15 protein-coding genes are annotated in these 13,357 nt (G+C 72.4%); 11 read left to right on the top strand and 4 right to left on the bottom strand.

Going from position 1 to position 13,357, the window contains the following annotated elements:
- Nucleotides 1–61: 61 nt before the first annotated feature.
- Together dapE and ACTWJ9_RS10695 are read left to right on the top strand one after the other, a co-directional pair.
- The gene (dapE, locus tag ACTWJ9_RS10700) at nucleotides 62–1,141 is read left to right on the top strand and encodes a succinyl-diaminopimelate desuccinylase (protein WP_279334007.1); all 1,080 of its coding nucleotides are present in this window, start codon (nucleotides 62–64) and stop codon (nucleotides 1,139–1,141) included.
- 140 nt (nucleotides 1,142–1,281) lie between these two features.
- Complete coding sequence (locus ACTWJ9_RS10695) at nucleotides 1,282–2,040, top strand: TIGR00730 family Rossman fold protein (RefSeq protein WP_279334006.1); 759 nt, start codon at nucleotides 1,282–1,284, stop codon at nucleotides 2,038–2,040.
- A 134-nt stretch (nucleotides 2,041–2,174) separates the two neighbouring features.
- Here the strand turns inward: ACTWJ9_RS10695 and folP are convergent, their stop codons facing one another.
- On the bottom strand, nucleotides 2,175–3,035 hold the full coding sequence (gene folP / locus ACTWJ9_RS10690; RefSeq protein ID WP_279334005.1) for a dihydropteroate synthase: 861 nt from the start codon (nucleotides 3,033–3,035) through the stop codon (nucleotides 2,175–2,177).
- Nucleotides 3,036–3,221: 186 nt separating this feature from the next.
- Between folP and ACTWJ9_RS10685 the strand changes: the two genes are divergently transcribed.
- Together ACTWJ9_RS10685 and ACTWJ9_RS10680 are read left to right on the top strand one after the other, a co-directional pair.
- On the top strand, nucleotides 3,222–3,584 hold the full coding sequence (locus ACTWJ9_RS10685) for a DivIVA domain protein (RefSeq protein WP_279334004.1): 363 nt from the start codon (nucleotides 3,222–3,224) through the stop codon (nucleotides 3,582–3,584).
- Nucleotides 3,581–4,165 (top strand): DNA-3-methyladenine glycosylase I, encoded by a 585-nt coding sequence (locus ACTWJ9_RS10680; protein WP_279334003.1) that lies wholly within the window; start codon nucleotides 3,581–3,583, stop codon nucleotides 4,163–4,165. The genes ACTWJ9_RS10685 and ACTWJ9_RS10680 overlap by 4 nt, the downstream gene beginning before the upstream one ends.
- Before the next feature lie 40 nt (nucleotides 4,166–4,205).
- Here ACTWJ9_RS10680 and ACTWJ9_RS10675 read toward each other — a convergent pair whose 3' ends face one another.
- Entirely contained in the window at nucleotides 4,206–5,009 is an 804-nt protein-coding gene (locus ACTWJ9_RS10675; RefSeq protein WP_279334002.1) for an enoyl-CoA hydratase/isomerase family protein, read from the bottom strand.
- Nucleotides 5,010–5,072: 63 nt separating this feature from the next.
- Here ACTWJ9_RS10675 and ACTWJ9_RS10670 point away from each other — a divergent pair, with 63 nt between their 5' ends.
- Both ACTWJ9_RS10670 and ACTWJ9_RS10665 read left to right on the top strand, forming a co-directional pair.
- The gene (locus ACTWJ9_RS10670; RefSeq protein WP_279334001.1) at nucleotides 5,073–5,237 is read left to right on the top strand and encodes a hypothetical protein; all 165 of its coding nucleotides are present in this window, start codon (nucleotides 5,073–5,075) and stop codon (nucleotides 5,235–5,237) included.
- 152 nt (nucleotides 5,238–5,389) lie between these two features.
- Nucleotides 5,390–5,557, top strand: coding sequence for a DUF3117 domain-containing protein (locus tag ACTWJ9_RS10665; protein ID WP_003966491.1), 168 nt, complete (start codon nucleotides 5,390–5,392; stop codon nucleotides 5,555–5,557).
- 146 nt (nucleotides 5,558–5,703) lie between these two features.
- Here ACTWJ9_RS10665 and ACTWJ9_RS10660 read toward each other — a convergent pair whose 3' ends face one another.
- Nucleotides 5,704–6,402, bottom strand: coding sequence for an O-methyltransferase (locus ACTWJ9_RS10660; protein WP_279337929.1), 699 nt, complete (start codon nucleotides 6,400–6,402; stop codon nucleotides 5,704–5,706).
- A gap of 233 nt (nucleotides 6,403–6,635) precedes the next feature.
- Here ACTWJ9_RS10660 and sigE point away from each other — a divergent pair, with 233 nt between their 5' ends.
- From sigE to ACTWJ9_RS10635, 5 genes are all read left to right on the top strand, one after another.
- The gene (gene sigE / locus ACTWJ9_RS10655; protein ID WP_279334000.1) at nucleotides 6,636–7,337 is read left to right on the top strand and encodes an RNA polymerase sigma factor SigE; all 702 of its coding nucleotides are present in this window, start codon (nucleotides 6,636–6,638) and stop codon (nucleotides 7,335–7,337) included.
- Nucleotides 7,334–8,416 carry a zf-HC2 domain-containing protein gene (locus ACTWJ9_RS10650; protein ID WP_279333999.1) on the top strand — a complete coding sequence of 361 codons (1,083 nt, stop codon included), beginning with the start codon at nucleotides 7,334–7,336 and terminating at the stop codon, nucleotides 8,414–8,416. The genes sigE and ACTWJ9_RS10650 overlap by 4 nt, the downstream gene beginning before the upstream one ends.
- Nucleotides 8,417–8,574: 158 nt before the next feature.
- Nucleotides 8,575–10,437, top strand: coding sequence for a S1C family serine protease (locus tag ACTWJ9_RS10645; RefSeq protein ID WP_279333998.1), 1,863 nt, complete (start codon nucleotides 8,575–8,577; stop codon nucleotides 10,435–10,437).
- A 243-nt stretch (nucleotides 10,438–10,680) separates the two neighbouring features.
- The gene (locus tag ACTWJ9_RS10640) at nucleotides 10,681–11,151 is read left to right on the top strand and encodes a sec-independent translocase (protein ID WP_279333997.1); all 471 of its coding nucleotides are present in this window, start codon (nucleotides 10,681–10,683) and stop codon (nucleotides 11,149–11,151) included.
- A gap of 245 nt (nucleotides 11,152–11,396) precedes the next feature.
- Nucleotides 11,397–12,074 carry a hypothetical protein gene (locus tag ACTWJ9_RS10635; protein WP_387038545.1) on the top strand — a complete coding sequence of 226 codons (678 nt, stop codon included), beginning with the start codon at nucleotides 11,397–11,399 and terminating at the stop codon, nucleotides 12,072–12,074.
- 135 nt (nucleotides 12,075–12,209) lie between these two features.
- On the opposite strand, the gene ACTWJ9_RS10630 is transcribed toward ACTWJ9_RS10635, so the two are convergent.
- Nucleotides 12,210–13,343: an Mrp/NBP35 family ATP-binding protein gene (locus ACTWJ9_RS10630; protein ID WP_279333995.1), complete on the bottom strand. Its 1,134-nt coding sequence runs from the start codon at nucleotides 13,341–13,343 to the stop codon at nucleotides 12,210–12,212.
- Nucleotides 13,344–13,357 lie beyond the last annotated feature (14 nt).

Here is a 13,357-nt window from a genome sequence, read left to right as displayed (position 1 = left end):
TACGAGGCGTGTGTGCCGGGTGTGGGCAGTGTGCCCGGACCCGCGCGTTAGGGTCGACGTCATGGCCGACATCCCGCTTGACCTCACCCTGGACGCGGCACGACTGACCGCGCGGCTCGTCGACTTCCCCTCCGTCAGCGGCACCGAGAAGCCGCTCGCGGACGCGATCGAGTCCGTCCTGCGCGACCTGCCGCACCTCACGGTCGACCGGTACGGCAACAACGTCGTGGCCCGGACGCACCTCGGACGCGCGGAGCGGGTGATCCTCGCCGGCCACATCGACACCGTCCCGATCGCGGACAACCTCCCCTCCCGGCTCGACGCGGACGGCGTGCTGTGGGGCTGCGGCACCTGTGACATGAAGGCGGGTGTGGCGGTCCAGCTGCGCATCGCGGCCACCGTCCCCGCCCCCAACCGGGATCTGACCTTCGTCTTCTACGACAACGAGGAGGTCGCCGCGGACCTCAACGGGCTGAAGCACGTCGCCGAGCAGCACCCCGACTGGCTGGAGGGCGACTTCGCGGTGCTCCTCGAGCCCTCCGACGGCCAGGTGGAGGGCGGCTGCCAGGGCACCCTCCGGGTGCTGCTGAGGACCACGGGCGAGCGCGCCCACTCCGCGCGGAGCTGGATGGGCTCCAACGCGATCCACGCGGCGGCCCCCGTCCTCGCCCGCCTCGCCGCCTACGAGCCGCGCCACCCGGTGATCGACGGCCTGGAGTACCGGGAGGGCATGAACGCGGTGGGCATCTCCGGGGGCGTGGCCGGCAACGTCATCCCCGACGAGTGCGTCGTCACCGTGAACTTCCGCTACGCGCCCGACCGTTCGGAGGCAGAGGCGCTGGCCCACGTGCGGGAGGTCTTCGCCGACTGCGGCGTGACCGAGTTCGTCGTCGACGACCACAGCGGTGCGGCCCTGCCCGGCCTGTCCCACCCGGCCGCGGCGGCCTTCATCGAGGCCGTGGGCGGCACCCCCCAGCCCAAGTACGGCTGGACGGACGTCTCCCGTTTCTCGGCGCTCGGCGTCCCGGCGGTCAACTACGGTCCCGGCAACCCGCACCTGGCGCACAAGCGGGACGAACGCGTGGACACGGCGAAGATCCTGGCGGGGGAGGAACGGCTGCGGTCCTGGCTGACCGCGTGAGGGAGTTTCGGAACGCTGTCCCGCGGACATGCTGACGTCCCCCGCGCGTAACCCGCGTAGATCTACGCTGAAATGGAACGATCTCTCCCCGGCGCCTCGGCGTCCCCCGAGCGGGGAGACGGCAACAGGAGGGAGCACATATGGCTACTGGCAACCCCGAGGGCAAGAAGAGCCCACCGGAGGAACAGCGCCTGGGCCCGGTGCTCCGCAGGCGGAGCCAGGTCCAGACGACCACCACGGACCAGCGGCTGCTGGACGGGCGCGCGCCCTCGGACTGGGTGCACACCGACCCCTGGCGGGTGCTGCGCATCCAGTCGGAGTTCATCGAGGGCTTCGGCGCGCTCGCCGAGCTGCCGCCCGCCATCAGCGTCTTCGGCTCGGCGCGCACACCGCTGGACTCACCGGAGTACGAGACCGGTGTCCGGCTGGGCCGGGGACTGGTCGAGGCGGGCTTCGCGGTGGTCACCGGCGGCGGCCCCGGGGCCATGGAAGCGGCCAACAAGGGCGCGTGCGAGGCCGAGGGCGTCTCGGTCGGCCTCGGCATCGAGCTGCCGTTCGAGCAGGGGCTGAACAGCTACGTCGACATCGGTCTGAACTTCCGGTACTTCTTCGTGCGCAAGCTGATGTTCGTCAAGTACTCGCAGGGCTTCGTGGTCCTGCCCGGCGGACTCGGCACCCTCGACGAACTCTTCGAGGCCCTGACCCTGGTCCAGACGCAGAAGATCACCCAGTTCCCCATCGTCCTGTTCGGCACCGGCTACTGGGGCGGTCTGGTCGACTGGCTGCACGGCACGGTCATCGCCCAGGGCAAGGCGGCCGACAAGGACCTGCTCCTCTTCCACGTCACGGACGACGTCGACGAAGCGGTGGCCCTGGTGTCCAAGGAGGCGGGCCGCTGAGGCGGTAGGGCGTGAGGGTGCGTGCGGGAGGCTCCGCCCCTGCCGGGGAGCCTCCCGCCCCCTGCCGGGGGGAGCCTCCCGCCCCCTGCCGGGGGGAGCCTCCCGCCCCCCCGACAAGGGCGGGTCCTACGCCCCTACGCCAGCCCCCGCCGGGCCACCGCGGGATCGCGATGTCCCGCGATCGACGCCACCATGTCCAGCACCTGCCGTGTCTCCGCCACCTCGTGCACCCGGTACACCCGCGCCCCCAGCCACGCCGACACCGCCGTCGTCGCCAGGGTCCCCAGCACCCGCTCCTTCACCGGCCGGTCCAGCGTCTCCCCGACGAAGTCCTTGTTGGACAACGACACCAGCACCGGCCACCCGGTGGCGACCATCTCGTCCAGCCGCCGCGTCGCCTCGAGACTGTGCCGGGTGTTCTTCCCGAAATCGTGCCCGGGATCGATCATCACCGACTCCCGCGGCACCCCCAGCGCCACGGCCCGCTCCGCCAGTGCCACGGTCCGCTCGAGGATGTCGGCCATCACGTCCTCGTACGTCACCCGGTGCGGCCGGGTCCGCGGCCGGGCGCCCCCCGCGTGGGTGCACACCAGTCCCGTCCCGTACCGCGCGGCGACCTCCGCGAGCCGCGGATCGACCCCGCCCCACGCGTCGTTGAGCACATCCGCCCCGGCCTCGCACACGGCCTCGCCCACGTCGTGCCGCCAGGTGTCCACGCTGATCACGACGTCCGGGAAGCGCCGCCGGACCTCGGCGACGAAACCGACGGTCCGCCGTGCCTCCTCCTCGGCGGAGACCTCCTCGCCCGGCCCGGCCTTCACCCCGCCGATGTCGATGATCGCGGCGCCCTCCGCCACCGCCTGTTCCACGCGCGCGAGCGCCGGTTCGTCGCGGAAGGTCGCGCCCTGGTCGTAGAAGGAGTCCGGGGTCCGGTTCACGATCGCCATGATCACCGGCTCGTGCGGTGCGAATTCCCGCCTGCCCAGCCTGAACATCCCCTGTGACCTCTCCTCGTTCGTAAGAGTCCGTGATGGTTTATAAGGTGTGGCCCGGGTTCCGTCCGGTCCGCGGCCGTCCATGACCGCCTGTGACCCTGACTGTCAGACTCGCATGGCACGATCGGAGCCACACACCCGACTCCGGTCCGTATCCGACCCGATCCAACCGTGGGGGCCCCAGCGATGGTTATGTTCCTGTTCCTGGTCGTCGCGCTCGCCGTAGTGGTCGCTGCGGTGACCCTCGCCGTGGTGGGCGGCGGAGAGAACGGGCCGCTGCCCGAGGCGGTCCCCGACCGTCTGACGGACTCCCTGCCGCTGGACCGCCCGGTCGGCCGCGCGGACGTGGACGGTCTGCGCATCCCGCTCGCCGTCCGCGGCTACCGCATGGCCGACGTGGACGACGCCCTCAGCCGTCTCGGCGCCGAGCTCGCCGAGCGCGACGCCCGGATCGCCGACCTGGAGTCCGCCCTCGTCGGCGCCCGCGCCGCCGCGGCCCACATCTCCATGGAGAAGCCCGCCGCGCACCCGGAGGGCGAGCAGCCGTGACCGGCGGCGCCGCCCTCGCCGGCCCGGACGGCGCCCCGCGCTGCCCCTGGGCCCTGTCCGCCGAGGACTACATCGCCTACCACGACCAGGAGTGGGGCCGCCCGGTCCACGGAGACGACGCCCTCTTCGAGCGGCTCAGCCTGGAGGCCTTCCAGTCCGGCCTGTCCTGGATCACGATCCTGCGCCGCCGTCCGGGCTTCCGTACCGCCTTCGCCGGTTTCCGGATCGCGGCCGTCGCGGAGTTCACCGACGACGACCGGGAGCGGCTGCTGGCCGACACCGGCATCATCCGCAATCGCGCCAAGGTCGACGCGACCCTGGCCAACGCACGCCTGCTGGCCGGGTGGGCGCCCGGCGACCTGGACGCCCTGATCTGGTCCCACGCCCCGGACCGGGCCGGCCGCCCGGCGCCGAGGACCCTCGCCGACGTCCCCGCGGTCACCCCCGAGTCGACGGCGCTGTCCAGGGCGCTGAAGAAACAGGGCCTGCGCTTCGTCGGCCCGACCACGGCCTACGCGCTGATGCAGGCCTGCGGCCTGGTCGACGACCACCTGAAGGACTGCGTCGCCCGGCGGCCCTGAGCCGCCGGACGGTTCTGGAGTCCGGTCCCCGGGCCGTCGGTCAGCGGCCCAGGTACTTCGGCTTCTCCTTGTCGACGAAGGCGCGCACGGCGATCGCGTGGTCCTCGGAGGCGCCCGCCCGGGTCTGGAGCTCGTCCTCCTTCTCCAGCGTCTCCTCCAGGGAGTGGCCGAGCCCGTACGCCACCGACTCCTTCAGCGCCGCGTACGCCACCGTCGGCCCCGCGGCCAGCGCCCGCGCCGTCTTCTCCGCCTCCGCGCGCAGCTCGGCGGCGGGGACCAGCCGGTTCGCGATCCCGAGGTCGTACGCCTCCTGGGCCGGGATGGTGCGCGGGAAGAGCAGCAGGTCGGTCGCGCGACCGGGGCCGACGACCCGCGGCAGGGTCCAGGAGATCCCCGAGTCCGCGGTCAGCGCGACCCCGGCGAACGACGTGTTGAACGCCGCCGTGTCGGCCACGATCCGGTAGTCCGCCGCCAGCGCGAAGCCGAAGCCCGCCCCGGCCGCGACCCCGTTCACCGCGGCGACCACCGGCTTCGCGGCCCCGGCGAGCGCCTTCACGATCGGGTTGTAGTGCTCGCGCACCGTCTCCATCGTCCGCCCCGTGCCGTCCTCGCGGTCGGCGACCAGCAGCCCGATGTGCTCCTTGAGGTCCTGCCCGACGCAGAACGCCCGGTCACCGGCGGCGGTCAGCAGCACGGCCCGCACGGCGTCGTCGTCCGCGGCGGCCCGGACCGCGTCCCGGAGCGCGACCTTCGCCGCCACGTTCAGCGCGTTCATCGCCTCCGGGCGGTTCAGCGTGATCGTCGCGAGTCCGTCGCGCACCTCGTAGAGCACGGTGTCGGCCATGGTGTGTCCCCTCCGCGTGGCGGCTCGGGGCGTACCGGCCGGTACGCCCCTGTGCAGGACAGCATGACGGAGATCGCCGGGGGTGGGGCGATGCCCGTATGTGACCTGCGTCAAAGAATTACCGGTCGTTTTCGTTCGACGGAACAGCGTGAGGTGGCGCAGTATCGCAGCCACATCGCCGAATTGGGTGGTTTTGCTCGCGCGCGTTGCCCAAGCGATGCCGACTGATGTTGGTCATCGGGTCGTGCGATGCGGGATAATGGCCTGGAAGCAATGTGTTCGATGCCGGTGGCGTGTGTCCTGCTTCAAGGACCGCAGGTGCCCTTCAGTGGGCCGTCGGCTTCAGACGGTTTAGCTGGGTTTCAGGAAGGGGAACGAGCATGGCGGCCATGAAGCCGCGGACGGGTGATGGCCCGCTCGAGGTGACCAAGGAGGGGCGGGGCATCGTCATGCGCGTTCCGCTCGAAGGCGGCGGTCGGCTCGTCGTCGAGCTGACCCCGGACGAGGCCGACGCGCTCGGCGACGCCCTCAAGAAGGTCGTCGGCTGACGCGCAAGCGACCATACCCTTTCGGTTTCAGTTCACAGTCGCCCCGGTACCGCACGCGGTACCGGGGCGACTGTTTGTGCAGGTCAGGGCCTGTTTGCGGGTCTGCTCAGCGCTTCACGGCTTGACCGCTTCACCACTTGACGGCTTCACCGTTTCACCGCGCAGAGCAGTCCGTCGCCCACGGGCAGCAGTGACGACACCAGCTCCTGGCTCTCACGCACGGTCCGCACCAGTTCCCGCAGCCGCAGCACCTCGGTGGGCTGCGGACCGGAGTCCACCGTCCTGCCGCTCGCGAAGACCCCTTCGAAGGCGACCAGGCCTCCCGGGCGCAGCAGACGCAACGATTCGGCGAGATAGTCCTGGTACTCGAGCCGGTCACCGTCGCAGAAGACGAGGTCGTAACCGGAGTCCGCGAGACGGGGCAGGACGTCCAGGGCCCGGCCGGGGATGAAGCGGGCCCGGTTGGCGGCGAAGCCCGCCGTGCGGAAGGCCTGACGGGCCGACTGCTGGTGCTCCGGCTCCTGGTCGACGGTGGTCAGCACCCCGTCCGGCCGCATGCCGTGCAGCAGGTGGACCCCGGAGACTCCGCATCCCGTGCCGATCTCCGCGACCGCCTTGGCGTCCACGGTGGCCGCGAGCAACCGCAGAGCCGCGCCCGTGCCGGGCGCCACCGAGCGCAGCCCTGCCTCGCGAGCCCGGTCCCGGGCCCAGTGCAGCGCCTCGTCCTCGGCGACATAGGCGTCCGAGAACGCCCAGCTCGTCTGCCGGTTGGCGGTAATGACCCTCTCCTGTCCCCGTGGTTGCCTCGGCGTGACTTTATCCGTTGGCGCCGGGAACCCACTGATGGGACCGGTCGTTCAAGAGGAAGAGCAGGCGGCGTGTGCCGTGAGGGGGCAGGCGGATGAGTGAGGACACCGAGCAGATGCCGGCGCGGGCCCGCGAGCCGCGCCGGCCCAGATCAACTTCTCGTAAAACCGCTTATCCGGAGCTAACGGGCGAGGTGGCTATGGTAGGGGCTCCACTGGACACCACCAGAGCCGATAGGGGAGGTGCGGCTGCGCCTGTGGATCGGGGCGGAGTGCTCAGGCGCTTCCTCGGATCGGCGGGCAGGCCGAAATCCGTGAACGACACCGTTGCTGACCACATCCACGCCGCCGGGCCGGCCCAGACCGCGAGCTTCTCCACCGACGCGGACGGGCAGGCGTGGACTCCGCCCACCTGGGAGGAGATCGTCAGCACGCACAGCGGCCGGGTCTACCGGCTCGCCTACCGTCTCACCGGTAACCAGCACGACGCGGAGGACCTCACCCAGGAGGTCTTCGTCCGCGTCTTCCGCTCCCTGTCGACGTACACGCCGGGCACCTTCGAGGGCTGGCTGCACCGCATCACCACCAACCTCTTCCTGGACATGGTGCGCCGTAAGCAGCGGATCCGGTTCGACTCGCTGGGTGACGACGCGGCCGAGCGGCTGCCCAGCAAGGAGCCCAGCCCCCAGCAGATCTTCAACGACACCCACTTCGACGCGGACGTCCAGCAGGCCCTCGACACCCTCGCTCCGGAGTTCCGCGCCGCGGTCGTCCTCTGCGACATCGAGGGACTGTCGTACGAGGAGATCGCCGCGACCCTCGGCGTCAAGCTCGGCACGGTCCGGTCCCGGATCCACCGCGGGCGCTCCCAGCTGCGCAAGGCGCTCGCTCACCGCTCGCCCCAGGCGCGCGCGGAGCGCCGCTCCTTCGTGCCGCGTGTTCCCGCACTGGGAGGAGGGGGCACGAGCGCGTGAGTGGGTCACGGCCGAAACCTGCCGAGGGACACCTCGCAGAGCAGCACCTGGGAGACCGACTCTCCGCCCTGGTGGACGGAGAGCTCGGTCATGACGCGCGAGAGCGCGTACTGGCGCACGTCGCCACCTGCGCGAAATGCAGAACGGAGGTGGACGCGCAGCGCCGCCTGAAGAACGTCTTCGCGAAGGCGGCCCCGCCACCGCCCTCCGAGAGCTTCCTGGCCCGCCTCCAGGGCCTGCCCGCGGGCGGTGACCTCGGAGGTGGCTCACCGCTGGGTGGAGGAGGGCTGCCGGGCGACCCGTCCGGACCGCACGGCCGGATCTCCGGAGTCTTCGGGACCGGCGGTCGTGACGAGCGGTTCGAGTTCGCCTACGCGCCCTCCCGGCGGCACGCTCCGCTGCCGGCGGGCGCGATCGGAGCCGACCGGGGTTTCCGCATCCATGACGTCAGCCGGCCGGAGCCGGACCGGCCCGCCTCGCGCGGGCTGCGGTTCGCCGCCGCTGCCGCCGGAGCGGTGTCGCTGGCCGCGATCGCCCTCGGCGGTGTGGCCGGGGTCACGCCCACCGACACGGTGGCCCGCGGCTCGGGCAGCGGCAGCAACGCGATCCCGATGCGCACCCAGGGCAGTGCGGCGGCGACGGCGCCCGACTCCCAGCGGCGCCGCGGCGCCGCACCGTCGGTCGGTCAGCCGCAGGGGCAGAGCGCCCCGGACGACGCTCCGGCACAGGCTTCCGCGCCGTTGCTTCCCGGGGTGCCGCCGCCCGCCCACCGGCACCACAGCGCCCTGGCGGCCCCGGTCATGGTCGACGCGGTCCTGGTGTCCCCGCTGATACCGCCGCTCAGCACGGCCCCGCCGCTCGTGCTGTCCACGTGGGAGACGACCACCGGGCTCATGACGCCCGGTGCGTTCCCCACCGCCCCCGTGTCCGCAGCTCCTGGTTCCGCCGCGACCGGTTCCACGGTCGGTGCGACCGCGACTCCGGCCCCCGCTGTGTCCTCGGCGGCCTCGGACTCCTCGACTTCCTCGGGTTCCTCGGGTTCCTCCGTTTCCTCGGCGTCCTCCCGCATGCTCCGCTGACCCGTGCACCGATCCCGTCCGCTGCGCACGGGCGTGCGAACCTGATTGAATCCAGGGGCGCGCCCAGGCCGACTGCAGCCGGGTGCCGGACCGGCTCTGACGCGCGGAGGCGTACGGAGCCACGGAGTCGACGATCTGCGGCCAGCTGTGGGGAGAGCATGAACGAGGGGAAGCCCACGAAGGCGGGCCCGACGGGGGAACAGGAGGAGCCCGCCGGGCCGGTGGTGGCCGGAGCCACCCCGGCCGAGGCGGCGAACCGGGACGCGGCGCCCGACCGGGAGCGTGCACGGGAGGCCGACGGGGACTTCGAGCTCGCGCGACCTGCCGCACCCGCGACCACCCCCGGGGGCGACTACGAACTGCACCGGCCCCTGAGCCCCGAGGCCACGGAAGCCACGGAAGCCACGGAAGCCACGACGGCCACGGAGACCGGTGGGGCAGCGGTGACAGGCCCTCCTGCCGGGGTCGTCGAACCCGCCGGGGCCGGATACGGCGTGGGGCAGACCGAGCAGCCCCGGCCGCTGCACGATCCCGACCCCTACAGCACCCCGCCGTACGGTGAGCCGGGGCCCTGGGCTCCCGCGCCCCCGGTCCAGCATCCGGCGGCAACTCCCGCGCAGGGCACGGCGGCCCCGCCCCCGGCGCCGCACCCGGCCCCGGACACGCCGGCGCCCGGCGCGCCCGCCCCGGCCACCGCCGTTCCCACCGTGCCCGCCGCGTCCGTCGCTCCCGCCGTGCCCGAGCCCGGCCCCCCGGCCGTCTTCGCCACGGACGCCCCGGCTGCCACGGACGTCACGGCGGCAGCCGACCCCTGGCAGCGTTACGACCCCTGGGCGGCGCCCGCCGCCGGGGCGAGTGCGCCGTTGCAGCAGACCGGGGTCGCCGAGCCCACGAAGGACCAGCGGCGCAAGCGCGCCCGGAGGGGGCTCGTCGGCCTCCTGCTGGTGGTCGCGCTCGCCTCCGGCGGTGTCGGCGGAATCGTGGGTGCCCACCTGGAGCGCAACGGTGGTGTGGGTGCCGTCGAACTGCCGCAGGCCGGGGAGGAGCCCGCCGGACGGGAACCCGGGAGCATCGCCGGGATCGCCGCGCGGGCGCTGCCCAGCGTCGTCACCCTGCACGTCAGCGGCGCCGGGTCGGCGGGCACCGGTACCGGGTTCGTGCTCGACGGCCGCGGGCACATCCTCACCAACGACCATGTCGTGCAGCCCGCCGGAAGCGACGGCGAGATCACCGTCACCTTCCACAGCGGCGACACCGCGAAGGCCACGCTCGTCGGCCGGGACAGCGGCTACGACCTCGCCGTGGTGAAGGTCAAGGGCGTCAGCGGACTGGACCCCCTGCCCCTCGGCAACTCGGACAACGTGCGGGTGGGCGATCCCGTCATCGCCATCGGCGCCCCCTTCGACCTGGCCGGCACGGTCACCGCCGGCATCATCAGCGCGCGGGAACGCCCCATCACGGCGGGGGGCGGACGGGGCGACGGCAGCGACGTGTCCTACGTCGACGCCCTGCAGACCGACGCGCCGATCAACCCCGGCAACTCCGGCGGCCCCCTGCTCGACGCCCAGGCCCGCGTGATCGGCATCAACTCCGCCATCCGCTCCGCCGGCAGCGGTGGCGACGAGGGGGAGAGCGGCCAGGCGGGCTCCATAGGGCTCGGGTTCGCCATCCCCGTCAACCAGGGCAAGCGCGTCGCCGAGGAACTGATCAACACCGGTAGGGCGACCCATCCGGTGATCGGCATCACCCTGGACATGGACTACGCCGGCGACGGAGCCCGCGTCGGCGCCAGGAGCAGCGACGGCGGGCCCCCGGTCAGCACCGGCGGGCCCGGCGACAAGGCCGGGATCAAGGCCGGCGACGTCATCACGAAGGTCGACGGCCGACGCGTCCACTCGGGTGAGGAACTCATCGTCAAGACCCGCGCCCACCGCCCCGGCGACCGGCTGGAACTCATCCTGGAACGGGACGGCGAGGAGCGGGAGGTCTCGCTGGTGCTCGGGTCCTCCGGCGGTGACTGAGCGGGGCGGCGGCCGAGGCGTACCGCACGCCACGAGAAGGCGAACGGGCGGGGAAGGGCCCCCGCCGTACGCGCCCGGAAGTCGCGGGACGGTACCGGTCGTACGGGGCGGCGGGTACCGTGGACCCGGCCCGGACCACGGAGGGCCGCACGGATGTACGGGCGCACGGGCGCCCGGACGAGTCGACGCACCGACCACCGAGGGCCGAGGGCCGAGGACCGCGAACATCGCAAGGAGCTTCAGGTGTTCAATGACATAGGACCGCTCGAGCTGGTGACGCTCGTCGTCCTCGCCGTGCTCGTCTTCGGTCCGGACAAGCTCCCCAAGGTCATCCAGGACGTGAGCAGGACGATCCGGAAGATCCGTGACTTCTCGGACAGCGCCAAGCAGGACATCCGCGAGGAACTGGGCCCGGAGTTCAAGGACTTCGAATTCGAGGACCTCAACCCCAAGACGTTCATCCGCAAGCAGCTGGACAGCGACGAACTGGGGCTCAAGGAGATCCGCAGCGGCTTCGACCTGAAGAAGGAGATGGCCGACGTCACGGACGCCGTCAACGGCCGTGACTCCACGTCGTCCGCCGCCGGGTCTGCTGCGTCCTCTGCGTCTGCTGCGTCTGCTGCGTCTTCTAGGGGGGGCCGCATCGACATGACGAAGAAGCCCGAGCCGTCGGCCGCCGACGACCGCCCGCCGTTCGACGCGGACGCCACCTGAGGCACCCCTGGCGCGCAGGTGCGGACACGCAGAGGCACGGCCCCCGCGCACGTGACGCGTTTCATACTCCACCAGGGCCCCGCACGGCCTGAACCGGACAACCGCACGACCCACGCGCCGGACACTTTTCCCGGACCGCGCCGACGAGGTGGCTATGCTGCCCGAGTTGTTGTGCGGTCCGGACGAGTACGCCCGAAGGGGGGCGGGCCGCCTCCGGTCCGACCAGAGCGAGGAGGCGTCCGGGCATGGAGACGACGAGTCGGGCAGTCGCGCAGGCGACGGCCGTGGAGGACGGAGGAAAAGCCTCCTCCGCCTGGCGTACGGTCGACGGCTACCTGAGCGCGCCCTTTCCCTGGTACGGCCTCGACGAGGCGTTCACGGGGCGGCGCTGGCTGATGCAGGTCGCCGCCACGGCCGACGGGGTCGTCGGACACGGATCGGTCGGACACGGCGACGAGCCCTCGGTGCGCAGCGAGTACACGGCCGGGACCGGCCAGGAGACCAAGGAGAAGTTCGCGGTCACCGTGACCGTGGCCGACCACCCGGTGCGCCGCAGCGCGGACGGCACCGGCCTGCTGGAGGCCACCTCGGTCTGCTCCGCCGCCTGGCTCGCCGGTGTGGGACTGCTGTCGTTCACCTGGCCGGGCCAGATGGACCACTCCCTGCGCGACGACTGGCTGGAGCAGCAGACGGAGACGGCCTGGGTGCTCGCGGACGACCTCGCCGGGCCGGACTGGTCGACGCTCTCCCTCCCCGTGGACGGGGTGCCGACGCCCTTCCACTACCGGGAGTCCGAGTTCGGCTGGGTGCTCGCGGGATCGACGCGGGCGGGTGTGCACGTCGGCGCGTACGGCAGGGGCATGAGCGCGTACGGCCTGGGCTTCGCCGTGGTCAAGGACATCAGCGCCTACACCGGGTCCTGAGCCGCGGACCGCGCGGACGTCCCGTACGGACCCGTGCGGCCGCCCCGTACGGCGAAGGGCGCCGCCCCGGAGGACGGCGCCCCTCGTGTGAGTGCGCTGCGGCGGCTCCCGGCCCCTCACGGGCCGTCGGAGCGCTCAGAACTTGTTGCGCGGTGTGATGCCCAGCGACAGGCCCGCCAGGCCGCGCTGACGGCCGCCGAGCTTGTCGGCGATCGAGCGGAGCGCCGAACCGGCGGGGGAGTCCGGGTCGGACAGGACGACCGGCTTGCCCTCGTCGCCGCCCTCGCGCAGGCGCACGTCGATGGGGATGGAGCCGAGCACCGGGACCTCGGCGCCCGTGGTCCGGGTCAGCCCCTCGGCCACCGACCGGCCGCCGCCGGTGCCGAAGACGTCGACCATCTCGTCGCAGTGCGGGCACGGCAGGCCGGACATGTTCTCGACCACGCCGACGATCTTCTGGTGGGTCTGCACGGCGATGGAACCCGCCCGCTCGGCCACCTCGGCCGCCGCCTGCTGAGGCGTGGTGACCACCAGGATCTCGGCGTTCGGAACCAGCTGGGCGACCGAGATCGCGATGTCACCGGTGCCCGGGGGCAGGTCCAGCAGAAGCACGTCCAGGTCGCCCCAGTACACGTCCGCCAGGAACTGCTGCAGCGCGCGGTGCAGCATCGGGCCGCGCCACACGACCGGCGCGTTGCCCGGGGTGAACATGCCGATGGAGATGACCTTCACGCCGTGCGCGGACGGCGGCATGATCATGTTCTCGACCTGGGTCGGACGCCCGTCGGCACCCAGCATGCGCGGCACCGAGTGACCGTAGATGTCGGCGTCCACGACGCCCACCTTCAGCCCGTCGGCCGCCATCGCCGCCGCCAGGTTCACCGTCACCGACGACTTGCCGACACCGCCCTTGCCGGAGGCGACCGCGTACACCCGGGTCAGGCTGCCCGGCTTGGCGAACGGCACCTCGCGCTCGGCCTGACCGCCCCGCAGGGCGCTCGCCAGTTCCTTGCGCTGCTCGTCGCTCATCACGTCCAGCGTGACGTCGACGCGGGTGACGCCCTCGACCCCGGCGACCGCGTCCGTCACCCGCTGCGTGATGGTGTCCCGCATGGGGCAGCCGGAGACCGTCAGGTACACGGCGACCGCGACCGCGCCGTCCGCACCGATCTCCACAGATTTGACCATGCCCAGCTCGGTGAGGGGCCGGTTGATCTCCGGGTCGTTCACCGTCGCCAGTGCTTCGCGCACCGCGTCTTCCGTAGCCATGATGTCGATGGTAC

The sequence above is a fragment of the Streptomyces sp. GDS52 genome (assembly GCF_052246875.1).
GTDB lineage: Bacteria > Actinomycetota > Actinomycetes > Streptomycetales > Streptomycetaceae > Streptomyces > Streptomyces cathayae.
The sequence above is the reverse complement of the archived record's forward strand: the minus strand, read 5'-3'. Positions and strand labels throughout refer to the sequence as shown.